The sequence below is a fragment of the Desulfobacter sp. genome (assembly GCA_028768525.1).
In the GTDB taxonomy this organism is placed as follows: Bacteria; Desulfobacterota; Desulfobacteria; order Desulfobacterales; family Desulfobacteraceae; genus Desulfobacter.
In genome coordinates this window covers 2,126,812-2,151,359 of sequence record CP054837.1, presented here as the reverse complement: position 1 = coordinate 2,151,359, position 24,548 = coordinate 2,126,812, and the positions used below count along the sequence as shown (strand labels likewise).

The 24,548-nt window shown below is 56.2% G+C and carries 23 protein-coding genes; 15 read left to right on the top strand and 8 right to left on the bottom strand.

Annotation, left to right across the window (positions count from 1 at the left end; translation table 11 throughout):
* Nucleotides 1–2 precede the first annotated feature (2 nt).
* From HUN04_09910 to HUN04_09890, 5 genes are all read right to left on the bottom strand, one after another.
* Nucleotides 3–701: an ABC transporter permease gene (locus HUN04_09910; GenBank protein WDP90006.1), complete on the bottom strand. Its 699-nt coding sequence runs from the start codon at nt 699–701 to the stop codon at nt 3–5.
* Nucleotides 701–1,426, bottom strand: a complete 726-nt coding sequence (locus HUN04_09905) for an ABC transporter permease subunit (protein WDP90005.1) — start codon at nt 1,424–1,426, stop codon at nt 701–703. The genes HUN04_09910 and HUN04_09905 overlap by 1 nt, the downstream gene beginning before the upstream one ends.
* 25 nt (nt 1,427–1,451) lie before the next feature.
* On the bottom strand, nt 1,452–2,201 hold the full coding sequence (locus HUN04_09900) for a transporter substrate-binding domain-containing protein (GenBank protein ID WDP90004.1): 750 nt from the start codon (nt 2,199–2,201) through the stop codon (nt 1,452–1,454).
* A gap of 107 nt (nt 2,202–2,308) precedes the next feature.
* On the bottom strand, nt 2,309–3,091 hold the full coding sequence (locus tag HUN04_09895) for an amino acid ABC transporter ATP-binding protein (GenBank protein ID WDP90003.1): 783 nt from the start codon (nt 3,089–3,091) through the stop codon (nt 2,309–2,311).
* 64 nt (nt 3,092–3,155) lie between these two features.
* Nucleotides 3,156–3,941, bottom strand: coding sequence for an SDR family oxidoreductase (locus HUN04_09890; GenBank protein ID WDP90002.1), 786 nt, complete (start codon nt 3,939–3,941; stop codon nt 3,156–3,158).
* A gap of 550 nt (nt 3,942–4,491) precedes the next feature.
* Between HUN04_09890 and HUN04_09885 the strand changes: the two genes are divergently transcribed.
* Nucleotides 4,492–5,238 carry a DUF2284 domain-containing protein gene (locus HUN04_09885; protein ID WDP90001.1) on the top strand — a complete coding sequence of 249 codons (747 nt, stop codon included), beginning with the start codon at nt 4,492–4,494 and terminating at the stop codon, nt 5,236–5,238.
* Between the two features lie 132 nt (nt 5,239–5,370).
* A complete protein-coding gene (locus HUN04_09880) occupies nt 5,371–5,889 on the top strand; it encodes a hypothetical protein (protein WDP90000.1) in 519 nt (172 codons plus the stop codon).
* A gap of 23 nt (nt 5,890–5,912) precedes the next feature.
* Here the strand turns inward: HUN04_09880 and HUN04_09875 are convergent, their stop codons facing one another.
* Both HUN04_09875 and HUN04_09870 read right to left on the bottom strand, forming a co-directional pair.
* On the bottom strand, nt 5,913–7,157 hold the full coding sequence (locus tag HUN04_09875) for an aminopeptidase P family protein (protein WDP89999.1): 1,245 nt from the start codon (nt 7,155–7,157) through the stop codon (nt 5,913–5,915).
* A gap of 36 nt (nt 7,158–7,193) precedes the next feature.
* On the bottom strand, nt 7,194–7,898 hold the full coding sequence (locus HUN04_09870) for a TetR/AcrR family transcriptional regulator (protein ID WDP89998.1): 705 nt from the start codon (nt 7,896–7,898) through the stop codon (nt 7,194–7,196).
* 155 nt (nt 7,899–8,053) lie between these two features.
* Here HUN04_09870 and HUN04_09865 point away from each other — a divergent pair, with 155 nt between their 5' ends.
* The 13 genes from HUN04_09865 (at nt 8,054) to HUN04_09805 (ending at nt 22,497) form a co-directional block, all read left to right on the top strand.
* Complete coding sequence (locus tag HUN04_09865) at nt 8,054–8,965, top strand: MoxR family ATPase (protein WDP89997.1); 912 nt, start codon at nt 8,054–8,056, stop codon at nt 8,963–8,965.
* 18 nt (nt 8,966–8,983) lie between these two features.
* On the top strand, nt 8,984–10,390 hold the full coding sequence (locus tag HUN04_09860) for a VWA domain-containing protein (protein ID WDP89996.1): 1,407 nt from the start codon (nt 8,984–8,986) through the stop codon (nt 10,388–10,390).
* A 24-nt stretch (nt 10,391–10,414) separates the two neighbouring features.
* Complete coding sequence (locus tag HUN04_09855) at nt 10,415–11,521, top strand: acyl-CoA/acyl-ACP dehydrogenase (GenBank protein WDP89995.1); 1,107 nt, start codon at nt 10,415–10,417, stop codon at nt 11,519–11,521.
* A gap of 79 nt (nt 11,522–11,600) precedes the next feature.
* Complete coding sequence (locus HUN04_09850; protein ID WDP89994.1) at nt 11,601–12,329, top strand: electron transfer flavoprotein subunit beta/FixA family protein; 729 nt, start codon at nt 11,601–11,603, stop codon at nt 12,327–12,329.
* A complete protein-coding gene (locus HUN04_09845) occupies nt 12,326–13,312 on the top strand; it encodes an electron transfer flavoprotein subunit alpha/FixB family protein (protein WDP89993.1) in 987 nt (328 codons plus the stop codon). Before HUN04_09850 ends, HUN04_09845 begins: the two co-directional genes overlap by 4 nt.
* 82 nt (nt 13,313–13,394) lie before the next feature.
* Complete coding sequence (locus tag HUN04_09840; protein WDP89992.1) at nt 13,395–14,588, top strand: acyl-CoA dehydrogenase family protein; 1,194 nt, start codon at nt 13,395–13,397, stop codon at nt 14,586–14,588.
* On the top strand, nt 14,581–15,324 hold the full coding sequence (locus tag HUN04_09835) for a TetR/AcrR family transcriptional regulator (GenBank protein ID WDP89991.1): 744 nt from the start codon (nt 14,581–14,583) through the stop codon (nt 15,322–15,324). Before HUN04_09840 ends, HUN04_09835 begins: the two co-directional genes overlap by 8 nt.
* A complete protein-coding gene (locus HUN04_09830; protein WDP89990.1) occupies nt 15,311–16,369 on the top strand; it encodes a phosphotransferase family protein in 1,059 nt (352 codons plus the stop codon). Before HUN04_09835 ends, HUN04_09830 begins: the two co-directional genes overlap by 14 nt.
* A gap of 29 nt (nt 16,370–16,398) precedes the next feature.
* Nucleotides 16,399–17,151 (top strand): SDR family oxidoreductase, encoded by a 753-nt coding sequence (locus HUN04_09825; GenBank protein WDP89989.1) that lies wholly within the window; start codon nt 16,399–16,401, stop codon nt 17,149–17,151.
* A gap of 28 nt (nt 17,152–17,179) precedes the next feature.
* Nucleotides 17,180–18,985, top strand: coding sequence for an acyl-CoA dehydrogenase (locus HUN04_09820; GenBank protein ID WDP89988.1), 1,806 nt, complete (start codon nt 17,180–17,182; stop codon nt 18,983–18,985).
* The gene (locus HUN04_09815; GenBank protein WDP89987.1) at nt 18,978–19,880 is read left to right on the top strand and encodes a 3-hydroxyacyl-CoA dehydrogenase; all 903 of its coding nucleotides are present in this window, start codon (nt 18,978–18,980) and stop codon (nt 19,878–19,880) included. The genes HUN04_09820 and HUN04_09815 overlap by 8 nt, the downstream gene beginning before the upstream one ends.
* Before the next feature lie 11 nt (nt 19,881–19,891).
* Nucleotides 19,892–21,715: an acyl-CoA dehydrogenase gene (locus HUN04_09810; GenBank protein WDP89986.1), complete on the top strand. Its 1,824-nt coding sequence runs from the start codon at nt 19,892–19,894 to the stop codon at nt 21,713–21,715.
* A 17-nt stretch (nt 21,716–21,732) separates the two neighbouring features.
* Complete coding sequence (locus tag HUN04_09805) at nt 21,733–22,497, top strand: enoyl-CoA hydratase/isomerase family protein (protein ID WDP89985.1); 765 nt, start codon at nt 21,733–21,735, stop codon at nt 22,495–22,497.
* 141 nt (nt 22,498–22,638) lie between these two features.
* Here HUN04_09805 and HUN04_09800 read toward each other — a convergent pair whose 3' ends face one another.
* Complete coding sequence (locus tag HUN04_09800) at nt 22,639–24,339, bottom strand: methyl-accepting chemotaxis protein (protein WDP89984.1); 1,701 nt, start codon at nt 24,337–24,339, stop codon at nt 22,639–22,641.
* Nucleotides 24,340–24,548: the final 209 nt, after the last annotated feature.

Below are 24,548 nucleotides of genomic sequence, written 5' to 3'. Positions count from 1 at the left end.
TGTCAGGCTGCCGACCGCGCCGGGGTCCTGAACCGGCTCATCCGCTTTTCCGCCAGGGAAAGAATAAAGATAAACACCGTGGACAGGATCATGTAGATGCACCCGGCGATAAAGAAGAGCTCAATGGGCATAAAGGTCTCTGCAATAAGGTTCCGGGTGATGCCTGTGATCTCCAGCAAAGCCACGGTGGAGGCCAGGGATGTTCCCTTCATCATGAGCACCAGTTCGTTGGAATACCCGGGCAGGGCGATGAGGGACGCCTGGGGGCCGATGATCCGCCTGTATATCTTGAATCTGGACATGCCGACGGAAACCGCCGCTTCAATCTGTCCCTTTTGCACCGAAAGGATGGCCCCCCGGATGATTTCTCCGGCATAGGCGGCTGTGTTCAGGGTAAAGGCGATGACCGAGCACCAATAGCTGTCCCCCAGAAAGGTCCAGAGAAACGATGCCCGGATCCATTCAAACTGGGAAAACCCGTAATAGATGATAAACAGCTGGACCAGGAGCGGGGTCCCCCTGAAAAAATAAATATATCCGTAGGCCGTCAGGCTTAAGAGTTTTGATTTTGCATTTCGCATCAGGGCCAGGGGAACGGCCAGTATGATGCCGGCCACCATGGTCACCGCCACCAGCTTCAGGGTCAAAAGGGTGCCGTCAATGAGCTGGGGCAGGCATTCTTTGATCAGTTCAATATCCATTATGACACCGTTGCCACACCGCGGTTGGCCCGCTGTTCCAGGAAATGGAGCACCACGGTGGTGATTGTGGTTATGCCCAGGTAGATCAGGGCGGCAGTGATGTAGAAGGTGAAGGGTTTGCGGGTATTGGCCACGGCCTGGGCCGCATTGCGCATGAGTTCATTCATCCCGATCACCGATACCAGGGCCGTATCCTTTTGCAGGATCATAAACAGGTTCCCCAGGCCCGGCAGGGCATACCGCCAGATCTGGGGAAATAGGATCCTGAAAAAAACCTTGGCCCGGCCCATGCCGATGGCCCGGGCCGCCTCCAGCTCCCCCTTGGCCACAGCCAGAATGGAAACCCTGAAAACATCGGTGGCATAGGCCCCGTAAACCAGGCCCAAAGTAAAGACCGCTGCGGCCAGGGGATTGATGTCAACATAGACCTCATATCCCATCAGGCCGGCGAGCCCGCTGATGAGGGTGGAACCGCCGAAATAGACAAAAAGGACGAGAATCAGTTCGGGCACCCCCCGGATGACAATGGTCCAGGCATCGGTGAACCAGGCAAGGAGCCTGACGCCGGAAAGTTTGGCCCCGGCTCCGGCCATACCGGACACCAGGCCCACGGCCAGGGACATCATCATTATTTTTATGGTGCCTGCGGTGCCGGCTGCCAGTGCACCGCCGTATCCGTAAAGATCAATCACGCGCAACCTCCCTTGTGGGATGGTGCGGTCCATGGCTGCCGGGCCGCACCTTTAAATCTTATTTAAACCATTTGGTGTAAATTTTATCGTAGGTGCCGTTGGCCTTGATTTCGGCCAGGGCCTTATTGAAGGATTCGAGAAGTGCTCTGTCTTCTTTGCGGATGGCAATGCCAACCCCCTCACCGATGTATTTGCGGTCGGTGACCGGGGTGCCCATCTGTTTGAGGCCTTTGTTTTCGGGATCGGCCAGGGTCTTGTTTACGAAAATGTCCGAGGCCAGCACCAGGTCGATCCGCCCGGATTTAAGGTCCAGCACCTGGCCGGCCGGGGTGTCGTAATACTTGATCTCCACGGATTTTCCGTAAACCCCTTTGATGTAGTTGGCCCAGGTGGTGGCCCGCTGTACCCCGATTTTCTTTCCTTTGAGGCCTGCGGCACTGAAGTTGAAATTATCTGCTGTCCGGCCGATGAACAGGCCGGTTTCATCGTAGTAGGAGCTGGAAAAATTGACCACCCGTTTGCGTTTTTCCGTGATGGACATATCCGAGATGATGGCATCGAATTTTTTGGATAAAAGGCCTGGGATCATCCCGTCCCAGTCCTGGATGACATCTACTTTTTCAACACCCATGACATCGCACAGGGCCGCGGCGATCTCCACGTCAAAGCCCTGTATCTTCCCGTTCCCGTCCACGAAATTAAAGGGCGGGGTGGCGGTTTCATTGGCAATTTTCACCTTGTCCATGGACATGGCGGAACCTGCGGTCATCAACAGTACGAACATCAGATAAGCAACAATCTTTTTCATGATTTACTCCTTGTGTTTGTGTTATGGGTGTCTTTTTTCTGCGTCTATGCTTTGCCCGGATTTCCGGGCCCTGCCTCCTTGCGTTCCTATCCGGTGAAAGTTAGGTGTTAGTTCAGTGCTGAGGGGTTCATGGTGATGAACTGCCGGAAACGGTCTGTGGCGGGATGGGTGAAAACCGTTTCCGGCGGGCCGTCTTCGGTTATTTCTCCTGCGTCCAGAAAAACAATTCTTGATGAAACCTCCCGTGCAAATTCCATCTCATGGGTGACGATAAGCATGGTCCGGCCTTCTGCGGCCAGGGCCCGCATGACCTGGAGCACCTCCTGGACGAGCTCCGGGTCCAGGGCCGAAGTGGGCTCGTCAAAGAGGAGCAGCGCCGGGTCCATGGCCAGGGCCCGGGCGATGGCCACCCGCTGCTGCTGGCCGCCGGAAAGCTGGCTGGGATAGGCATCGGCCTTGTCGGCCACCCCCACCTTTACCAGGTATTTGAGGGCGGTGTCCCTGGCCTCGACCTTTGTCCGGCCCAGCACCTGGACCTGCCCTTCCATGACATTCTGGAGAATGGTCATATGGGTCCAGAGGTTGAAATTCTGAAATACCATGCCCAGCTTGGCCCGGATCCGGTTGATCTGGGCCTTGTCCCCGGCCCGGCGCTTGTCGCCTTCCCCCTGCATGCGGATAAGCTCCCCGGCGATATATACATCCCCCTGCTGGGGGATCTCCAAGAGGTTGATGCTCCGCAGCAGGGTGCTTTTCCCCGAGCCGGAACTGCCCAGCAGGCAGATGACTTCCCCTTTTTTAGCCGCAAAATTGATGCCCTTGAGCACCTCAAGGGGGCCGAAGCTTTTGTGCAGGTTGTCAACGGATATGGCATAGTCGCTGTGGTTCATCTGGTTTCTCCTCCCCGGGGGCAGCTTATTTTTCTGTTCGGGTTTCTGCCGGTAATTCTGGGTATCAGGCCAGCCCGCCGCCATCCACCGTGAGATTGGCGCCGGTGACCCACTGGGACATGGGGCTGGCAAAAAAGAGGACCGCATTGGCTACGTCAACGGGTTGGCCCACCCGTTTCAGGGGGCGGTCCGCCGCATCTTCCATAAAGGCGGCGTCATCTTCGCCCAGCTGCTTTGCTTCGTCGTGGAGCAGCGGTGTGTCGATGTCGCCGGGGCTCACGGAGTTGACCCGGATATTCTGGGGACCGTGGTCGATGGCCATGGCCCGGGTCATGTTCACGATGCCGCCTTTTGCCGCACAATAGGAAACCGCCTGGTTGCCGCCCTTGAGCCCCCATCCGGAACCGGTGTTGATGATGCTGCCCCCGCCGTTCTCTGCCATGACCGGCACGCAGTATTTGGACAGCAGAAAGGCGCCTTTGATGGTGACGTCAATGACCAGGTCCCATTCATTTTCTTCCAGGTCTTCCACGGTTTTTCTGCGGATGACCCCGGCATTGTTAAAAAGCACGTCAATCCTGCCGTGGCGCCGGGTGACCTGGTCGATGGCTGATTTGCAGTCCTTTTCCGAGGTGACGTTGCAGGCAATGAATTCGGCCTTGCCGCCCAGGGCGGTAATGGAAGCCACGGCGTCATTCCCGTTGGCCTCGTCGATATCCAGGATCACCGACACCGCCCCCTGCCGGGCCAGCAGTTCTGCCGTGCCGTAGCCGATGCCCGAGGACCCGCCTGAAATAACGGCAATTTTTCCGCTCATGTCTAAAATGGAATCTGTGTAACTTTTATTCATACTGGATGCTCCTATGGGGTCTTTAATTGTTTACGTGGCAATTGCCTATGGGGGAATAGCAACGAGTGTGCCAGGAAAGGGGGGCGTGTGTGGAATGTTTTGAATATTAGGGGGTTAAGGGCGGTGTCCCGGTCCGGTCCGCTGCCCGGGCGCCCAAAAAAGGGGGATTGGGCCGGCACCGCCAGCCATGTATATGGCAAATCCATTTGATATGCCTTGTGAATCAATCGGATAGGGTGTTGTCAGGGGTGGCATGGGAATGCCAATTCTGGCAAATCGAGTGTTGCCCTCTCTCAAAAATTCATGGCCCTGGTATTATCTTAAGTATGGTTGCAGCAAAAAATAAAGGAAAGGCTTGCCAAATTTAATGGCCTCAGTTTATTCTTCATTTACTTTTTGACTAAAGCCAATCTGATCCAAAAATGATTGGATATTGTTTCTTTTTTGGGGTTTGATATCGGCTACCCTGGAAATCATTTCAGATCTAAGGTTCTAGAATGTAAATCTTCCAGTTATTACCATAGTTCTTTTCTAATTTAAGGATAACCATATGGAATGTCACAAGTGTGAAGCCAGTATTCCTGAAGGTGAGGAACGAAACCATAAGGAACAGGTTTTATGTGAAGATTGTTATATTGACAATCTTTACGACGCCAGGCCTGTTTGCAATCCCTGGGAAGAATATTTATCAGCAAGATCTGCATCAGAGGATGATAAGAATGTCCTTAAACTAAAGGATCGAAAAACTTTTGAAGTGTTATTGCAAACTGCCCATCGTTTAGGCGCAACCGATGCGGCATCCATACCGACCAATAAAATTGAAATCAGTGATGAACTGGCGATATTATGTGGCAATCCAGCATGTGAAAATTATGGGGCATCATTCAGGTGCCCCCCAAATGTGAGCGGCCCCAGGGGGTTCCGCAAACGGATTCAAAATTATACTGATGCAATCGTATTTAAAATTACACTGCCTTCAGAAATGATGTACTCTCATCAGCGAATCGAGATATTCAGGCTGCTGCATGAAATTGGATCATCCATTGAAAAGAAGGCAAAGCAGATGGGGTATGAAAAGCCCAGGGCATACGCGGCAGGCTCTTGTAAAAAATTATTCTGTGGGGAGCACCTGAAATGTAATCTGCTGTCAGGTGAAGGCGAGTGCAGAAATCCTGATACGGCAAGACAATCCATGTCAGGTTTCGGAATAAACGTAAAAAAACTGATGGAGCTTGCAGGATGGAAATCTGAAACGTCTGAAATGAAACCCGCCTGCGGGATGATTTTAATTGATTGAGCGGCTTAAATTAAGAACAAAGCGCTGTCGCCGATCTGCCTTTTTATACATGATTTTTGAAAAAACGGAGCCAGGGCAACGCCTTCGTCAGTTTGCCCCGGACGGTTGAAATACCCTTACACAGGACACTCTATGAAATCATATTTTGTAGTCGGAGCAAAAATTTTAGGGATCTACTTGGTTTATCTTGGTTTACTCAATTTATTCCAGATTGTTACTGCCTTAATGGTTTTTTATTCAGCGTCATCAGAGCCGTTTCCAATGCTTACCCTGGTCAGTTCCACTGGATCTCTGATTCTTCTGTTAATTTTTTCAATGTTCTTACTTTTTAAAACTGATAGTGTGGCTTCGTTCCTTAAGGTTCGGGAGGTACACGAAGGCCCCCACCCCCAATTATCTATTCAAACAGGGATAATTCTAATCGGAATTTTTATATTTTCAACAAGGATAGGAAGTTTCCTGGCGAATCTATATATCCAAACAAAGGAAGCAAATGCAGGTATCAGTGGCATGGGTACCTGCCCCAATGGGCCTGTGTTATCAAAAGACTTGTTGATTTCAACGATTACAATCATTTTTTCGTTAATACTCATTTTAGGCTCGAGTGGGATTGAAAACGTAATATCTAAATTCAATCAGAAACGAATATAGCCGTCTGCAGTGGATGGCACTGGCTAAACGGTGCGGTTTTTGCGGGTCATGAGTGCCAGCGCCAGGGCCTTTGTCTTGTCCGCAAGTGACGGCCGGGCGTCTATGGTCAGTGCCTCAAGGGTTTCCGGTGCTGATGTCAATGTCATGTTGCCGGTTTCCGTGACCAGGATCGTATCCGAAAACCTGAATCCGCCAAGCCCCTGGATGTAAATCCCCGGTTCAATGCTGAAGACCATATTGGGCCGGATTTCCCGGTCATATCCTTCGGCCAGGAAGGGGGCTTCATGATTGGTGACGCCGAAACCGTGGCCGGTACGGTGGAGAAGATGGGGGCCGTACCCCTTTGATGTGAGGAATTCGTTCACTTTGCGGTCCACCTCGGACATGATATTGCCCGGCACGGTCAGGTCAAATGCCAGACGTCTGGCCGCCAGCATATCCTCAAAGGGCTGCCGGGCCTTTTCAGGTACCCGGTTGAGGAAAAAGGTCCGTTCGACTTCGGCCCCGTATCCGTTGGCCGTGCCCGATGAGATGGATACATGGGGGCCGCCCTGGGTGAATTTCATGAACACATCGGTGAAATTATGCGGGTCGTGGGATACCTCGGGGGGCTGGGCAATGGCGGCGAACTTGGTGTTGAGCATATTGGCGTTGGGGCAGTCCAGGAGCATTCTTTTGGTGACGGCGGCCGTGGCCTTGGAATGGAGTTCCACGGGCATTCTGCCGGGGCGGGCACCGGCCAGCAGCATGGCATGGGCCCGGCTGACCAGGTCGCATGTATAGGCGATTCGCCCGATCTCATAGGGGGATTTGACCAGACGCAGTTCATCCACCAGGTCCACGGCCCGGGCGGTGCCGGGCACGGCTTCGGCCACGGCCAGGGGGCAGTGGGTTTCAATTCCCACCCGCTGCCCCGGGGAAAGGATTTCCCTGAGGCGGTCCGACCACCCCATGGTTTTGGGGGCGGGGAATTCAAAATAGTGGACAAACTCAAGCGCTCCAACGGCCCGGGTCCGGACATGGGGGGCTTCCAGCTTGGGCATCAGGAATACCGGCAGGCCTTTGACGGGGATAATCAGGATAAAGGGGCGTTCATGGACAAAATTGGCAAAATTGGTCAGGTAGAAGATATTGTCCGGGCAAAAGCAGAGGTAGGCATCCAGTCCCTGTTCCCGGATGCTGGACTGCAGGGCCTTGAGCCGCCTTGATATTTCGTCTGCCGTAGGGTGTGCTGAAACCGGTAAAATGCGATCCGTCTGATCCGTCATGGGGTGTCTCCTGTATGGGGTTGTCGTCCTCCGGGATTACTCTTGTCCCGGCACCATTCCCTGCCCTTTCATTATTTCCCTGATCTGATACGCGTAAAACGTTTCTCCGTCACCGGCCAGCCCCTTGAGCCTGCCGGAAATTTCCATTGAAATCATGCCGTGGACCATACAGGCGGCGCAGACGCATGAATCAATAAGTTCAACCGGAAGGCCCCGGGTAAGGTCTTTGTGGTGGCGGGTGAGCCCGGCTGCATAGTCCGGGGGCATTCCTTCTTTTTTTTCAGGGGGAAGGCGTCTTCCTTGTTGCCAGGCGTTCCGGTACAGCTCAATGATGAAACGGTATATGTCGCGGGCCCGGTCTTCCACCTGCGGATCACAAGGATCAAACCCGTAGACTTTCCGGCCGGCAAACAGGCCGAACATATTGGGGTTGTCAACGGCCCATCTCCTGTAACCCAGGTATACCCGGTAGATCTGGTTCTCCGGGCTGGCCGGGTAGGCGGCGTCACGGGCCGTTTCCAGAGCCGATAAAAAAGAAGTGTATGCCTCAATAACCAGCGCCTTAACGAGTTGGTCCCGGTTTTTATAATACCGGTAAAATGCCGGGGGGGTCATTCCCATCTTACGGGCAATGCCGTTCACTGTCAGGTGCTCAATGCCGTTTTTTTTGACCATGTCCCAGGAAAGGGACTTGATCTCATCCAGGGTCATCTGCCTGACCCGCTCACGTCTGGTTTTCATGTTCTGTTAGTGTGTTTTATTAAAGTTAATAGTATTAACTAAAAAGAATATGTTTTACTGTTTTTGTCAAGATAAAAAATCATTGCCTTGCCCTTTACCCCGGGAATTGGTAACTATTACAATTCACGGATGTAAACACAAAAAGAGGTGTGAGAATGGTGTTTCAAGGTGTGTCGGATGTTCAGGCGCGGCTGGAGGAGGCCGGATATATCCCGTCTTCGGAGATTGCCACCATTGTTTATCTGGCCCAGGAAGCAGATAAGCCGGTGCTGGTGGAAGGGCCGGCTGGCGTGGGCAAGACGGAACTGGCCAAAAGCATTGCCTGCTGCCTGGGACGGGAGATGATCCGGCTTCAATGCTACGAGGGGCTGGATGAATCAAAGGCATTGTACGAATGGGCCTATGCCAAACAGCTTCTTTACACCCAGATGCTCAAGGAAAAGATAGACGAGGTGGTCTCCGCCGCATCCAGTCTGGCCGGGGCCGTGGATGAGATCTCCCGGCATGAGGATGCGTTTTTTTCCGACCGCTTTATCCAGACTCGGCCCCTGCTGGCGGCCATCTCATCTCCGGACCCGGTGGTGCTCCTGGTGGATGAAATTGACAAATCCGATCCCGAGTTTGAGGCGTTCCTCCTGGAACTTCTTTCGGATTTCCAGGTCACCATCCCCGAGCTGGGCACCATACAGGCCAGGACCCAGCCCTTTGTCTTTTTGACCTCAAACAATTACCGGGACATGAGTGACGCCCTCAAGCGCCGCTGTTTGCACATTTATATTGACTATCCCCCCATGGAAACGGAAAAGCGCATCGTGGCCAAGAAACTGCCGGGCATAGGGGACCGTCTCCTGGACCAGGTGGTGGCGACGGTGGCCGGTATCCGGGAGCTGGATCTGAAGAAAAAACCCTGTATTTCCGAAACCCTGGACTGGGCCCGCTCCATGATGATCCTGGGCAAGGATACCCTCACCCCCGAGGCACTGGACCAGACCCTGAACACCCTGTGCAAGAACAAGGCCGACTACGGGGTGGTCCGCTCCCGGCTCCGGGAACTGGTCACGGCCTGATTCCCCTTTCGATCTGATATGGAAACTCTTATTCTGGAATTCGCCTCCTGCTGCCGGGCCGACGGCATGCGGATTTCCACGGCCGAGGTGCTGGACTGCCTGAACCAGCTGGATCTGGCCGGTCCCCAGGATGAGCCGGTATTCCATACCATCCTTCGGGCCAATTTCGCCAAAAGCCGAAGGGAACAGGCCGAGTTCGAGCGGCTTTACCGCCTCTTTTTCCATGAAATGAAAGGGGGAGGCGGGATGCCGGAATCCGGCACCGGGGGGACGGAACAGGACAGAATTACCGCCGACGGATTTGAACTGCTGGCCCAGCTGGAAGATACGGCCCCGATGGAGACGGATCTGGACCAGGCGCTCATGGATTTCATGAAGGGGGATCCCGAAGCCTTTATCCTGGCCGTGCGGCAGATCCAAGACCAGGAGAGCGAGAAGGTCCAGGCGGTAAAATCCAACCTGGGCCAGCTCACCGGCCGCCTGGAGATCATGCTGGCGGTCAATAAGATGCGGCAGCGGGTGGCGCAGTTTTCAGGCAGTCCGGATACCCCCGTGGTGAACGGGGAGCGGGCCCGCCTGGAGGAGATGGCCGGCCGCCGTCTGGACCGCGCCCTTGCCTTTCTCAGCGAAGACCCCCGTCCGGATAATGCGGGCCTGCGCAGCGGCGGGGCCGGAGAAAAACGGTATGGGGGCATTGGCGAGGTGCCCTTTTCCAACCTGACCCAGGATGAGATGGGCCGGGTGGGGGAGGTCATCGACCTCTGGGTGAAAAAGATGGAAGAAATTTCCACCCTGCGCTTTGCCGCAGCCCGCAGGGGAGCGGTGGACGTGCGAAAGACCATCCGCCGTTCCGGCCGTTATCTGGGGGTGCCCGTGGAAATTATCCGCAAGGACCGGCCCCTGCGAAAGGGAAAAATCGTCACCCTCTGCGATGTGTCCGGATCGGTCTGGTCCACGGCAAGGTTCATGCTCAATATCCTTTACTCCCTCCAGGAATGCTTTGCCCGGGTGAAATCCTATATTTTCATCGACCAGCCCATTGACGTGACAGGGCTTTTTCTGGCCCATGATGCCAATACCGCCGTAAAAAAGATTCTCAAGGACGGCCGGATTAACCATAATGCAAAAACCGATTACGGCCTGGTCTTTCAGGAATTCAGGGACCGCCATCTTCAGGACCTGGACAAGAAAACCACCCTCATTATCATGGGTGACGGCCGCTCCAATTATTTTAACCCCCGGGAACCTGTGCTGGAAGGGCTGCGGGACCGGTGCCGGCGCCTGGTCTGGCTGAACCCTGAGCAGGAACGCTTCTGGGGCAGCGGGGATTCGGAAATGCTGCGGTACCGCCATCATTGCAACGAGGCCCGGGCCTGCGGCAATCTCAACCAGCTCATAGATTTTATCCAGGATCTGGTGCTCTAAACCTTTGTGGCAAGGGGAGGACAAATGGAACCGCATCATCGTTTGACCGGTAAGATAAGGGCCTTTGCCCGGGAGTATATTCTGAACAGATCCGGATTGGGGATTGATGCGGATTTTCCTGAAGATATCTGGGCGGCCATGGGAGAGGCCGGGCTCATGGACCCCGGATGCCTGGATAATGAACACCCCTGCCGCAGCATCGCCGCCGGTGCCCGGGCCATGGTGGACACCGGCGGGAACCTGGGGCTTGCCCTGTCCTGGATGATCCACCAGCTGACGGCCAGGTACCTGGTTTATCCCCACCTGTCCTGCATCCTGGATAATGGGTTCTGGGAGGGGGTAAGGTCCGGCAGGACCACCGTGGCCTTTGCCGTGTCCGAACCCGGGGCCGGGGCCCATCCCAAATTCATGTCCGCCGCGGCTGAGAAAAAAGAGGGGGCATGGCTGGTTTCCGGTGAAAAGGCCTACCTGACCAACGGCCCGATTTCCCATTGTTTTATTGTCATTGCCGCCACCGGCCGTGAACCGGACGGGCGAAAGGCCTTTTCCGCCTTCCTGGTCCCGGGCAATCGCCCGGGGCTTTCTCCCTGCACACCCATGGAGATCCCTTTTTTCAGGCCTGCCCCCCACGGGAATATCCGCCTGGACAACTGCCGCCTGGGCATGGACCGGTTACTGGGTGAGGAAGGCCGTGCCTTTTCCGATATGGTGCTCCCCTTCCGGCGGCTGGAAGATGCGGCCATGACCGGAGCGGTTTCCGGGGCCATGGCCTTTGTCCTGTCCCGGGCGGCCGCGGCCCTTACCGGTTCTGGCCGGGACAGCGGCCCAATGCTTGAGCGCCTGGGGGAACTGGGGGCAGGGGCGGCGGCGGCCGCCTACCTGTCGGACCACATGGCCGCCATGGCCGACGGGGAGGGAACAGTCCTGGAGAGTTTAAATATCCATTTTCGGCAGACGACGGCCGGGTTCCTCAGCGGCCTGGAGCAGCTTCTGGCGGAGAATGATGTGCCGTTGCCTGGACGGGCCGCCATCCTGGTCAGGGACCTTGTCTCATCGGCTAAAATCGGCGGTACCGTGGCCGGAATTAAAAAGCAGAAAATCGGCCGCCGCCTTCTGGACAATAGTCTCTGAATTTTGTCTAAATAAAATATGAACGTTCGTTCTATTTTTCTTCTTGATATATCTGATTTTTCAATATATGGTATCTGTTATGGATATTCTTGTATGTGTCAAGCCGGATATGTCGGGGCAGGAAATCGGCCCCTTTGAGGCCCTGGCCCTGGAGGCGGGGTTGCAGCTGCGGGACAGCGGCGGCAGGGTGGATGTGGTTACAGCCGGTCCCGGGGAATGGGAGGATATCCTTCGCCGGGCGCTGGGCATGGGCGCGGACAGGGGATTTCACATCCTCGTCCCTGACCATGACGGCCCCGGGGGACTGGTGCCGGCTTCCGTGACGGCCGGCATCCTGGCCCGTGCCCTTTCCGGTCCCGAATTCCAAGTTAAATACGATCTGATTCTCACCGGCGTCATGTCCCAGGACCTTATGGCCGGCCAGACCGGGCCCATGCTGGCCGAATACCTGGGGCTTTCCCTGGCCACGGCCGTGGTCGGCATGCAAATCGGAAAAGACGGGATAACCGCCGAAAGGGAATGGGAAGGGGGAACGAGGGAAAGACTTGGGCTGCCCCTGCCGGCGCTGGTTTCTGTCCAGGCCGGCGGGTATGTCCCCCGGTATCCAAGCCTTTCCAATATGCTCCGGGCCAAATCCGCGCCCATCCACACCATTTTCCCGGACGGCGACGCCAAGTCGGTTCCCCGGGAAATCTTCCTGGATACGGCTGTTCCGGAAAAGAGCCGGGCAGGGGTAAGGGCCGCCGGCGGCATCCATGACCAGGTGCGGGCATTTACCGCATTCATAAGGGAGAGGGGGATAATATGAGGCTGCGGATATTGATCGTTGCAGAGGCGGCGGACGGCGGGCTGCCGGTGTTTTTGGAGGATCTTTTTTGTGCTGCCCAAAAAATGATGGCATTGGCGGGGGGCAGCAACGGGTGGATCCGGATTTATGTGCCCGGCAAAAATCCCCTTGCCGCGGCCCGCAAAGCCGCCGCATTGACGGGCTGTCTCACCGAAGCCGTGGGCTGGCCCCTGGAGATGACACCCGAATCCCTGAAACAGGGATTGGCCCGGGAACTGGACCAGATGCCTGAAGCGGCTTTCCCCGACTATATCCTTTTTGCCCACAATACCATGGGCCGGGAATTGGCACCGGCACTGGGGGCCCGCCTGGGGGCCTGCACGCTTTCCGGTGTGACGGATATAAGACAGGATGGGCAGGGGCTGGTTTTCTGCCGGCCTGTCATGGACAATACCCGCCTTCTTTCCCTTCGGCCGGCACCGGGCAAGCTCTGTCTTTTGACGCTTGCGCCGGGGGGAGGACGATTAAAAGCCGCCGCCCGTACCGGGGGAAGGGTGGTGGAAAGAAAAATTCCGGAAGCGTGGATAGAACCGGCGGTTCAGCGGCTGGCCGTCATGGCCGGGGCGGCGGGCGGCGGGGAAATTCAAGATGCCAACATCGTGGTGGCCGCAGGCCGGGGCATCGGCGGCCGGGAGAATCTAAAAAAAATAGACGATTTTTCCGCCAGGCTGCCCAATGCCTGCACCGGGGCCTCCCGTCCCCTGGTGGACCAGGGCTGGGTGGACTACGGCAGGCAGGTGGGCATCACCGGGGCCACGGTGTCGCCGGACCTGTATATCGCCTGCGGAATTTCCGGCTCCTCCCAGCACCTGGCCGGCATGGCCAGGGCCAAATGGGTGGTCAGCATCAATAAAAATCCTGACGCCCCCATCTGCCGTCATTCGGACCTGTGCATCCCGGCGGATGTGAATGAATTTATAGATGCCTATCTGGAGTCGGAATAACGAACATTCGTTCGAGTATTGCCTTGACTTCCATTAAGATACCGGCATAGTATACCTTTACTCTTTAATGAAGGAGATCGTTGTGGACTTTCAGATATCAGACCGGATTCAGACCATTGTCTCCATGATCAATGAATTTGTGGACAAGGAACTCATCCCCCTTGAACCGGAGTTTATGACCCGGTCATTTAAAGACATGCTGCCCGTACTGAAGGAAAAACAGGCCCTGGTGAAGCAGATGGAACTGTGGGCGCCCAATTTCCCCACGGAGTGCGGCGGCATGGGGCTCTCCCTCCTGGAACACGGCCTGGTCTCCGAGGCCCTGGGCCGTTCCCCCCTGGGCCACTATGTATTCTGGTGCCAGGCCCCGGATGCGGGCAATGTGGAGATCCTCCATGCCCACGGCAATGAGGAACAGAAAGAACGCTGGCTGAATCCCCTGGTCCAGGGCAGGATCCGCTCCTGTTTCGCCATGACCGAGGTGGACATGCCCGGGTCCAATCCCGTGATGCTGGAAACCACGGCGGTAAAGGAGGGCGACGATTATATCATCAACGGCCATAAATGGTACACCACGGCGGCCGACGGGGCGGAATTCGCCATTGCCATGGCCGTGACCAACCCGGACGCCCCCACCTATCTTCAGGCCTCCATGATCATCGTGCCCACGGATACCCCGGGGTTCAACCTGGTGAGAAACATTCCGGTCATGGGCCACGAAGGGGACGATTATTTCAGCCACGGGGAAATCCTCTTTGAATCCTGCCGGGTGCCCCGGGCCAACCTGCTGGGGGGCGAGGGTCAGGGGTTTGTCATGGCCCAGGACCGCCTGGGGCCGGGACGGATCCACCACTGCATGCGCTGGCTGGGCATCTGCAAACGGTCCTTTGATCTCATGTGTCAACGGGCCAATTCCCGGGTGATCTCACCCTCGGGCAAGACCCTGGCCACCCGCCAGACCATCCAGAACTGGGTGGCCGAGTCCGCGGCCGAGCTGGAAGCGGCCCGGCTGCTCACCCTCAATTCCGCCTGGCAGATCGATAATGTGGGGGCGGCTGCCGCCCGGGATTCCATCTCCATGATCAAGTTTGTGGTGGCCAACACCATGGGCCGCATCGTGGACCGGGCCCTCCAGGTCCACGGGGGGCTGGGCATGACCGACGACACCATTCTGGCCTGGTTCTACCGCCACGAGCGGGCCGCCCGGATCTACGACGGGGCCGACGAAGTACATAAAACATCATTGGCAAAAAGGATATTGAAAACCTATGCCTGAAAGCAGCACAACAGGAAAAATGGATTATTCCGCCTTTAAAAAGCGATACGCTCCAAGGGCGGCGGATATTTCCCGGCAGGTCTACCTGGCCAACCAGGAGACCATGCGGATCAAAAAGGAAAAAACCGCCGTGGCCAACCTGGACCGGATTCTTTCCGCCGTATTCAGCATCTCCTATAAAAAGGGGTTCCAGGCCATGAGCATGCGGGACCTGAGCGTGAAAACCGGCATGAGCCTGGGGGCGCTCTACGCCTATTTCCCGGGCAAGGATCAGCTTCTGGCCATCATCCAGGACCAGGGCCGGGCCATGGTTTACGAAATACTGGAGATATTTGCCAAGGAGCAGCCCCATCCCCTGGAGCGCCTCAGGGCGGCCATCAAGGCCCATATTTATCTGTCCGAACTCTTCCGGCCCTGGTTCTACTTCACCTTTATGGAGGCCCGGAATCTGAAACCGGCCGGATTCGAAGCGGTGAAGGCCATGGAGGAGCATACCCAGGACATATTGAGCGATATTCTGGAGCAGGGGGAATCCCAGGGGGTGTTCAAGCCGGGAAACCACGCGCTCACCGCCTGCATGATCAAAGCGCTTCAGCAGGAGTGGTACCTGAAACGCTGGAAATATACCAAGCAGAAAATCACCGTGGACCAGTTTGCCGGCCATGTATTGGAGATGGTCGAAAGTTTTTGCTGCATACCCGATAGCAGTGAGGAGGAAAAAGATGACGGTTGTTGACCAGGCCACAAAGGTAAGACAGGGAGAGGAAATCAATGCCGATGCCGTGGGCGAATACCTGAAACAGGCGGTCCCGGAACTGGAGGGCGGGATTGAAATCAGCCAGTTCCCTTCCGGATTTTCCAACCTGACCTATCAGATCAGATCCCGGAATCTTGACATGGTCCTCAGGCGTCCGCCCATCGGGGCGAAGGTTGACAAGGGCCATGATATGGAGCGGGAGTTCAAGGTCCTTTCCGCTGTCCATCCTGTTTTCCCCAGGTGCCCCAGGCCCCTGGCCTATTGCGGGGACCCTCAGATCATTGGCGCCCCTTTCTTTGTCATGGAAAAGATGTCCGGCATCATCCTGAGAAAGGACCTGCCGCCGGGGCTTGAATTTTCCCCGGACCAGGCCAGGGGGCTCTGTGAAAATCTCACCGATACCCTGGTGGAGATTCATTCCATCGACATGAAGGCCACCGGCCTGGATGCCATGGGAAAACCCCAGGGCTATGTCCGGCGCCAGGTGGAAGGGTGGTCCGGCCGGTACCGCAAGGCCCGGACCGATGATGCTCCGGACTGCGAGGATCTCATGGCCTGGCTGGCGGAAAACATGCCCGAGGACACCCCTGCCCCGGCAATGGTCCACAACGACTACAAGATGGACAATCTGGTTCTTGACCCCGCCGACCCCGGCCGGATCACGGGTATTCTGGACTGGGAAATGGCCACTTACGGGGATCCCCTCATGGACCTGGGCAATAGCCTGGCCTATTGGGTGGAGGAAAAGGATCCCGAGGAAATGCAGATGATGCGGACCATGCCCACCAACCTGCCCGGCGCCCTGACAAGGGACCGGATCATCCGGCGCTACGGGGAAAAAACAGGCCGGGATGTGAGCAATTTTGACTATTATTATTGTTTCGGGCTCTTCCGCCTGGCCGTTATCGCCCAGCAGATTTACAACCGGTATTATCACGGGCTGACTAAAAATAAACGGTTCGGCATGCTGATTTTCGGCGTTCATGCCCTGGAGAAAACGGCCATGAAGATTGTGAACAGATAGATCGAAATTTATAATTAAGGAGATACAGGATGAAAGAATTCGATTTAAGCGGAAAGGTAGCGGTGATTACAGGCGCCAGCCGGGGTATCGGACTGGCCGGAGCAAAGAAACTGGCAGCCTGCGGGGCCGCCTGTATCCTGGTGAGCCGGAAGGTTGAAGGGCTTGAGGCCGCAGCCAAAGAGATCACCGATGCCGGGAACAAGGCCGAGGCCATGGCCTGCCACATGGGCTACCCCGAGCAGATCGAGGCCCTATATGACCGGATCAGGGAAAAATACGGGCGCCTGGATATCCTGGTGAACAATGCCGCCACCAACCCCCATTTCGGCGAGATGATCACCGCAGATGCCGGCATCTGGGACAAAACCCTGGACGTGAATATCAAAGGCCCCTTTTTCATGACCAAGTATGCCGTGCCCCTGATGACAGAGGGCGGATCCATCATCAATGTGTCATCCATCAATGCAGTCCGCCCGGGGCTCTTCCAGGGGGTGTACTCCGCCACCAAAGCGGCCCTGGCCAACATGACCCAGAGTCTGGCCAGGGAGCTTGCGCCTAAGGGCATCCGGGTCAATGCCCTGATGCCAGGCCTCACCGACACCAAGTTTGCATCGGCCATCATCGGCACCGAAGAGATCTGCAAGCATGTCCTGCCCCAGATTCCCATGGGCCGCTATGCACAGCCCGAAGAGATGGCCGGCACCATTCTTTATCTGGCATCCGATGCCGCATCCTATACCACCGGCTCCTGCGTGGTGGCTGACGGCGGCATGCTGATTTAAACCTTATTTTTAAAGGAGGCGTCTTTCCATGGCACAGTTCATTGCCGACCAGCGGGATATCGATTTTATCCTCTATGAACTGCTCGCTGCCGACAGCCTTGCCGGCCGGGGGCCCTATGAGGATTTTTCCAGAAAAAGCTTTGAGATGATCGTCAAGGAGGCCCGGAAGATTGCCCTCAAGGAAGTCCTGCCCACCCTGGCCGAGGGCGACCGGGAAGGGGTAAGCTTTGAGGGCGGAAAGGTAAGGGTGCCCCAATGCTTCCACCGGGCCCGGCAGGCCGTGCTTGAGGCGGGACTTACCTCCATGATCGAGGACCCGGACAAGGGGGGGCAGGGCCTGCCCTTCCAGATTTCCATGGCCATCATGGATTATGTGGTGGGCGCCAACTATTCTTTGAGCGCGTACACCCACATGGGCCACGGCACGGGGAAAATGATTGATCTTTTCGGCACAAAAGACCTCAAAGACCGGTTCCTGAAAAAACTGTATACCGGCGAATGGGGGGGCACCATGCTCCTTACCGAGGCCGAGGCCGGATCCGATGTGGGGGCCCTGACCACCACGGCAAAAAAGAATGATGATGGCACCTGGTCCATTTCCGGCAACAAGATTTTCATCACCGCCGGTGAGCACGATATGACCGGAAACATCATCCACCCGGTTTTGGCCCGGATCCAGGGGGCCCCGGCCGGCAGCCGGGGGATTTCCATCTTTGTGGTGCCCAAGATCTGGGTGAAGGAAGACGGGAGCCTGGGGGAGGCCAACGATGTGGTTTGCACCGGCGTGGAGGAGAAGATGGGCATCCACGGCTCGGCCACCTGTTCCATGGCCCTGGGATCCAGGGGCAACTGCCGGGGATTTTTGCTGGGAGAGGAAAACCGGGGGCTTGAAATCATGTTCCACATGATGAACGAGGCCCGGATCAACGTGGGGTTCCAGGGGATGAGTGCCGCTTCCATGGCCTATCTTTACGCCCTGGACTATGCCCGGACCCGGAAACAGGGCAAAGCCCTCAAGGAGATGAAAAACCCCGAGGCCCCGGCCATTGCCATTGCCGGGCACCCGGATGTCAGACGGATGCTCACCTGGATGAAGGCCCACGTGGACGGGATGCGCACCATGATCTATTACACGGCCGGCCTCTTTGACCGGCAGACCATGGCCGGATCCGAAGAGGAAACGGCGGCAGCCGGCGATCTTATCGAACTGCTGACCCCGGTGATCAAAGCCTATTGCGCCGAGCGGGGATTCGAGGTCTGCGTCCAGGCCGTCCAGACCTTCGGCGGGTACGGGTATACCCGTGATTTTCCGGTGGAGCAGCTGCTCCGGGATGTGAAAATTGCCTCCATCTACGAGGGTACCGACGGCATCCAGGCCATGGACCTGTTGGGCCGGAAGCTGGGCATGAAAAAAGGCATGGTATTCAAGTTGCTGCTGGATGAGATGGGGAAAACCGTTTCTCATGCCAACGGCTTTCCAGAGCTGGTTCCCCTGGCAAAAGCGGTTGAAACATCGGCGGCAGCCCTGGGGGAAACGGCAATGGATCTGGGTATGGCGGCCCTGTCGGAAGGGTTTGAAACCGCCTTTGCCCATGCCCATCCCTTTCTTGAGGTTACCGGCGACGTGGTCCTGGGCTGGATGCATTTGATGCGGGCCTGCGCGGCCGCGGCTGCTGCCGGAGGCAAAAAGAAAGATCAGGTCTTTTATTCGGGCGTTGTCACCACGGCCCGGTTCTATATGGAAACTGTCCTGCCGGTCACCGCAGGAAAAATGAAATCAATCCGGGGGCTATCCGATGCCGCCCTGGTTATGGAGGATAAGGCGTATGGCTGATATTAAAAAAGTGCTCATTCTGGGCGCCGGCACCATGGGGCTGCAGATCGGGGTGCAGTGCGCTGCTTTTGGGTTTGATGTAATTGTTTTTGATGCCTTTGAACAGGCCCTTGAAGGGGCGGCACAGCGGGCGGAAAAGCTGGCCCGGCGGCTGGCCGCCTGCAATCGCTTCCCCGGTGAGAAGGTCAGCGAAGCCCTCTCCAGGATGTCCTTTACCGCTGATCCCGGGACGGCGGGAAAGGATGCGGATCTCATCAATGAATCCGTGCCCGAGGATCCCAGATTAAAGGCCCGGGTCTTTTCACAGTTCAACGAAATCTGCCCGGCACATACCATCTTTACCACCAACACCTCCACCCTGGTGCCCTCCATGATCGCAGAGGCCACGGGCCGGCCGGACCGGTTCCTGGCCCTGCATTTCCACGATTGTTCCGTGACCAATGTGGTGGATATCATGCCCCATCCCGGCACCTCGGCCGGAACCCTGGATGCGGTGCGGGACTTCTGCACGGCCATTGACCAGTTCCCCATTGAACTGAAAAAGGAACAGCACGGCTATGTGTTCAACACCATGCTCTCCGAGTGGATGGCCTCCGCCCTGAGCCTGGCTTCCAAGGAGGTGGCCACGGTGGAGGATATCGACCGGGCCTGGATGGGGATCATGCGGTCCATGACCGGCCCCTTCGGGATCATGGACTCCATCGGCCTGGAAACCGTGTACAAGGTAACCGATTACTGGGCAGAGAAAAAGGACGATCCCCAGGCCCGGCAGAACGCGGCTTTTTTAAAGGCCTATGTGGAACGGGGGGACTTGGGGATGAAAACCGGCCGTGGCTTCTATGAATATCCGGAGCCGGCCTACCTTTCCCCGGAATTCCTTAAGGGCATCCATTAAAGGAGGTGGCCATGGCAGATAAATTCATGAGCATGCAGAACCTTAAATTTACCCTGGACTCACGGCAGAGCCGCCACCGGGACCGGGCCGGAGACATCTTTAAGGGGCATCCCTCCAAAACCATGGACATGGTGTTCAAGGCCGCCCTGGACATCGGCAATAAAATCATGCGGCCCATGTTCGAGGAGATGGACCGGATGTCCCCGGCCCTGGAAAAGGGCCGGGTATTGGTTCATCCCGGGGTGCGGCCCATGCTGGAAACACTGGGCAGGGACGGGTGGATATCCGCCCCCTTCCCGGAAAAATGGGAGGGGGAGAATATGCCCGCCTCCCTCCTGCACTGCATTAATTTTATCTTTGCCTCGGCCAATTATTCGGCGGCCGTATACCACGGCCTGACCATGGGGGCGGCAAAGCTCCTGCACAGCTTCGGGTCGGCGGAACTCCAGGAAAGATTCATCCCCCCCATGCTGGAAGGACGGTGGCAGGGGACCATGGCCCTGACCGAGCCGGAGGCGGGCTCTTCCCTGGGGGATATCGTCACCACCGCCGTCCTTCGGGAAGACGGTACCTATCATATTTCAGGTGAAAAAATTTTCATCTCCGCCGGTGACCACGACGGGGTGGACAATGTGGTCCACCTCATGCTGGCCCGGATGGAAGGGGCCAAACCCGGGGTGAAGGGGATCTCGCTTTTTGCCGTGCCCAAGCTGCGGCCGGCAGGGGACGGAAGCCTGATTCCCAACGATGTTACCGTCACCCAGGTTTTTCACAAGCTGGGATACCGGGGCGCCCCCATCACCGGGCTGCGCATGGGGGAGAAAAATGACTGTACGGGCTGGCTGGTGGGGGAGCCCCACCAAGGGCTTTCCTATATGTTCCAGATGATGAACGGGGCCCGGCTGGAGGTGGGCATGGGCGCCACGGCCATTGCCTCGGCCGCCTACCATGCCGCCCTTGAATACAGCCGCACCCGCTGCCAGGGCCGTCCCCTCACCGCACCCAAAGGATCGGAACCGGTGCCCATCATCCGGCACCCCGATGTGAAGCGGATGCTTCTGCTCCAGCGGGCCGTGGTGGAAGGGTCCCTTTCCCTTATCCTTCACTGCGGCATGTACGAGGATATCCATCTCCAGAATCCCCAGGCCAGGGACTGCCACCTGCTGCTGGAACTGCTCACCCCGGTGGCCAAAACCTATCCGTCTGAGATGGGCATACTATCCACCTCGGCGGCCATCCAGTGTTTCGGAGGATACGGATACTGCGAGGATTTCCCGGTGGAGCAGCACTTCAGGGACATGCGCATCCATCCCATCCACGAAGGCACCACCGGGATCCAGGCCATGGATCTTTTGGGCCGGAAACTGGTGATGGAGAACGGCAGGGCCCTTCAACTGCTCAAAGAAGAAATCTCAGATGCCATTGACGGTGCAAGGGGGGCGGACCTGCCCGAAGCGGGGGCTGACTTTTCCCTGGCGGCCATGGCCGATGAACTGGAAACCGCACTGGCCCGGGTGGAAAAGACCGCCATGGCCCTGGGTGGAATCGCCATGGAAAAGGGGCCGGAACCCTTCCTGGCCGACGCCACCCCCTTCCTTGAGATGTTCGGGATCACGGTGATTGCCTGGCAGTGGCTCACCATGGCCACTGCCGCTGCCGGGGCCCTTGCCACGGGCAAGCCCGGGAAAAAGGAAAAACGCTTCCTTGAGGGCAAGCTGGCCACGGCCCGGTATTTTTATACCTATGAACTGACCAAGATAATTTCCATTGCCGTCACCCTTGAAAAAAGCACCCAGATGGCCTGTACCCTGGCTGACGACCTGTTCACCGATTAATAATAAGGACATATAAAATGACTGAAAATAACACCGGAGACGCCCCCTTTCATTTTAAAACAGAGAACGGCATCGGCCGAATGACCCTGAACCGCCCCTCATCCTACAACGCCTTTGACCATCCCATGGTGGAGGCCTTTGAGGCATTTTTGAGGGAGCGGCGGTATGACGAGGAGACCCGGGTGATCATCCTGGACGGCGGCGAGGCCAAGGGGTTCTGTGCCGGCCTGGACACAAACACATACGCCCCCGAGATTTTCAAGATGAGCCCGGTCCAGGCCTATAACGCCCAGGTCCGCATGAGCCGGCTCTTTCTGGGAATGCGCCAGATTCCCCAGCCCGTTATCTCCTGTGTCCACGGCGCGGCAGCGGGCATCGGCTTTTCCCTGGCCATGGCCTCGGATATCCGCATCCTGGCAGAGGACGCCCGGTTCTCAGCAGCCTATATCAATATCGGCCTGGGGGGCGCGGACATGGCCTCCTCCTATTTTCTGCCCCGGCTCATCGGCGCCGGCCGGGCCTACGAATACCTGCTCACCGGCAATTGGATGGATGCAAAGACCGCCCTGGACCTGGGGTTCGCCTCACGGGTGGTCCCCAAAGAGGAGATGATATCCACGGCCCAGGCCCTGGCCACAACCATGACCGAAAAAAATCCCATGGGCATCCGCATGACCAAGGAGGCCATCAACGTCAGCCTGGACTGTCCGGGACTGGAAGCGGCCCTGAATATGGAAGACCGCAACCAGATCATGATGACCTATACCTACCGGATGAAATAGACCCTGCCATTAAAAATGCCGGCCCGTTTCCAGGGGCCGGCATCAATGGGGGGGCAGGCGGCAGATCCGGCGCTGGCAGGGCAGGACGTCTCTTAAAGATACCTGCCCGCCGGAAATGTCCAGACCGCTCTTTTTGCGGTCTTATAGTTTAAACTGGGCAACCATTTTATTCAGGCTTTCTGCCAGATTCGTCAGTTCGGCGGCACTGGCGCTCACGGTCTGGCTGCCGTCGCTTATTTCTCCTGCGGCCTGGCTCACCTGGGCAATATCCTGGGAGACTTCTCCGGACACCGCCGATGTCTGGTTGACGCTCTCATTGACTTCCTGGACCCCTGCGGCGGCCTGGCTCACGTTGTTTGAAATTTCCTGGGTCGTGGCGGACTGTTCCTCAATGGCCGTGGCCACGGTTGTCACGATGTCATTGATATCATTGATTACAGTAACAATGGCTTCGATGGCTTCAATGGATTCAGCCGTAATGGTCTGCACGCCTGTAATTTTCTCATTGATCTCACGGGTGGCCTCGGCGGTCTGCTGGGCCAGCGCCTTTATTTCTCCGGCCACAACGGCAAACCCTTTTCCGGCCTCTCCTGCCCGTGCCGCCTCTATGGTGGCATTCAACGCAAGAAGATTGGTCTGTTCCGAGATTTCGGAAATGGTTTCAGTCACCTTGCTGATATCCGAAGCGGAACTGCCAAGCCTGTCCACTTTGTCGGAAACCTCCTGGGCCGTTTTAACCGCCAGGGAAGTGGTTTCACTGCCTTTGGATGTATTGTTGGCAATTTCATTGATGGTGGCTGTCATTTCTTCAGATGCAGAGACAATCATCTGAATATTGGCCGTTGTCTGTTCCGTTGCGGCGGCAACGCTGTTCATATTGGTTGTCATCTCCTCGGCTGCGGCGGCAACACTGGTTGATTTTTCAGCGGTCTGGGTGGAGTTGGCATTGATCTGCTCCGAAACCGATGACAATGCGGTGGACGATGAGGTCAGGGTGTGGACCCCTGTTGAGATATCCTGGAAAATCTGGTGCAGGCTTTTGGACATTGAGTTCAATGCGTTTAACAGCCTTCCGATTTCGTCCTTCTGGTCGATTTCAAGCCGTTGGGTGAGGTCCCCTTTGGCAAGGGTATTGGCAAATTCCATGGCGGCGTTGATGGGTTTTTTGATAATTAATGAAATGATAATCCCGAAAAAAATACTGACACAGACGCCGACAATCAATAGGGCGCCGATAACAATACGGGACCTTTTTCCCTTGTAAACAATACCCTCTGAAACATGATGCACCATTTCGCGACCGGCGGTGGATAACACCTCGACGCTGGACTCAAATGTATAGATGTAATCCTTAAGGGGTTTCATCAGCCCGTTTGCCTTCTGGGGGGTGATTGTATCATCCGCCAAAATGGTTTTTGTCAGCCCTAAAAATCCTGTTGCATATTTTGTATACGATGCCTGGGCATCCAGGACGGCTTTCTTTATTTCATCGGAAAGGTGGGGATCGGTTTTGGCCATCCTGTCCATTTCATCAATAAGGGCGGAGGTTTTTTTCTCAACACCTTGGAATTTTTTTATGTATCCGTTTTGTTTCTCTTTTTTTCCGATATTCAGGAAAAAATCCTTTTCGTATCGCCGGTGCTGCAGTGCGAGGATTTTCAGTTCCTCCGCTTTTTCAAGAAATCGGATATCATCTTCGACCATGTCGGTCACCTGGAAAATGGTGCTAGATATCCGTATAAAGCCGATGCCGCCGACCAACACCACAATCAGGGATACGAACATAAAACTGCCGATTAATTTTTTTCCGATTGACAGATTTCCCATCCATTTTGAAACCATAATGCCCCCATTTTTTTACGATCGTTTGACCTGTATTAAATTAAAATAAATAATTCAAATGGTTCTGCACATTATATGCCAATAATTCTATTCCGTGAGCTTGGATAGAATCCCGGGCGGGTATTAATTAAAATACCATGCTTTTTGGAAAAGAGACAGCGTTAAGGAGATGTTTCATGGGACAGAAATGTTTGTATCAAAAGGATACA

What these genes read in the sequence shown, in the direction of transcription:
- HUN04_09910 (WDP90006.1), bottom strand. Translation starts at nt 701, where the DNA reads ATGGATATTGAACTGATCAAAGAATGCCTGCCCCAGCTCATTGACGGC.
- HUN04_09905 (WDP90005.1), bottom strand. Translation starts at nt 1,426, where the DNA reads ATGGACCGCACCATCCCACAAGGGAGGTTGCGCGTGATTGATCTTTAC.
- HUN04_09900 (WDP90004.1), bottom strand. Translation starts at nt 2,201, where the DNA reads ATGAAAAAGATTGTTGCTTATCTGATGTTCGTACTGTTGATGACCGCA.
- HUN04_09895 (WDP90003.1), bottom strand. Translation starts at nt 3,091, where the DNA reads ATGAACCACAGCGACTATGCCATATCCGTTGACAACCTGCACAAAAGC.
- HUN04_09890 (WDP90002.1), bottom strand. Translation starts at nt 3,941, where the DNA reads ATGAATAAAAGTTACACAGATTCCATTTTAGACATGAGCGGAAAAATT.
- HUN04_09885 (WDP90001.1), top strand. Translation starts at nt 4,492, where the DNA reads ATGGAATGTCACAAGTGTGAAGCCAGTATTCCTGAAGGTGAGGAACGA.
- HUN04_09880 (WDP90000.1), top strand. Translation starts at nt 5,371, where the DNA reads ATGAAATCATATTTTGTAGTCGGAGCAAAAATTTTAGGGATCTACTTG.
- HUN04_09875 (WDP89999.1), bottom strand. Translation starts at nt 7,157, where the DNA reads ATGACGGATCAGACGGATCGCATTTTACCGGTTTCAGCACACCCTACG.
- HUN04_09870 (WDP89998.1), bottom strand. Translation starts at nt 7,898, where the DNA reads ATGAAAACCAGACGTGAGCGGGTCAGGCAGATGACCCTGGATGAGATC.
- HUN04_09865 (WDP89997.1), top strand. Translation starts at nt 8,054, where the DNA reads ATGGTGTTTCAAGGTGTGTCGGATGTTCAGGCGCGGCTGGAGGAGGCC.
- HUN04_09860 (WDP89996.1), top strand. Translation starts at nt 8,984, where the DNA reads ATGGAAACTCTTATTCTGGAATTCGCCTCCTGCTGCCGGGCCGACGGC.
- HUN04_09855 (WDP89995.1), top strand. Translation starts at nt 10,415, where the DNA reads ATGGAACCGCATCATCGTTTGACCGGTAAGATAAGGGCCTTTGCCCGG.
- HUN04_09850 (WDP89994.1), top strand. Translation starts at nt 11,601, where the DNA reads ATGGATATTCTTGTATGTGTCAAGCCGGATATGTCGGGGCAGGAAATC.
- HUN04_09845 (WDP89993.1), top strand. Translation starts at nt 12,326, where the DNA reads ATGAGGCTGCGGATATTGATCGTTGCAGAGGCGGCGGACGGCGGGCTG.
- HUN04_09835 (WDP89991.1), top strand. Translation starts at nt 14,581, where the DNA reads ATGCCTGAAAGCAGCACAACAGGAAAAATGGATTATTCCGCCTTTAAA.
- HUN04_09830 (WDP89990.1), top strand. Translation starts at nt 15,311, where the DNA reads ATGACGGTTGTTGACCAGGCCACAAAGGTAAGACAGGGAGAGGAAATC.
- HUN04_09825 (WDP89989.1), top strand. Translation starts at nt 16,399, where the DNA reads ATGAAAGAATTCGATTTAAGCGGAAAGGTAGCGGTGATTACAGGCGCC.
- HUN04_09820 (WDP89988.1), top strand. Translation starts at nt 17,180, where the DNA reads ATGGCACAGTTCATTGCCGACCAGCGGGATATCGATTTTATCCTCTAT.
- HUN04_09815 (WDP89987.1), top strand. Translation starts at nt 18,978, where the DNA reads ATGGCTGATATTAAAAAAGTGCTCATTCTGGGCGCCGGCACCATGGGG.
- HUN04_09810 (WDP89986.1), top strand. Translation starts at nt 19,892, where the DNA reads ATGGCAGATAAATTCATGAGCATGCAGAACCTTAAATTTACCCTGGAC.
- HUN04_09805 (WDP89985.1), top strand. Translation starts at nt 21,733, where the DNA reads ATGACTGAAAATAACACCGGAGACGCCCCCTTTCATTTTAAAACAGAG.
- HUN04_09800 (WDP89984.1), bottom strand. Translation starts at nt 24,339, where the DNA reads ATGGTTTCAAAATGGATGGGAAATCTGTCAATCGGAAAAAAATTAATC.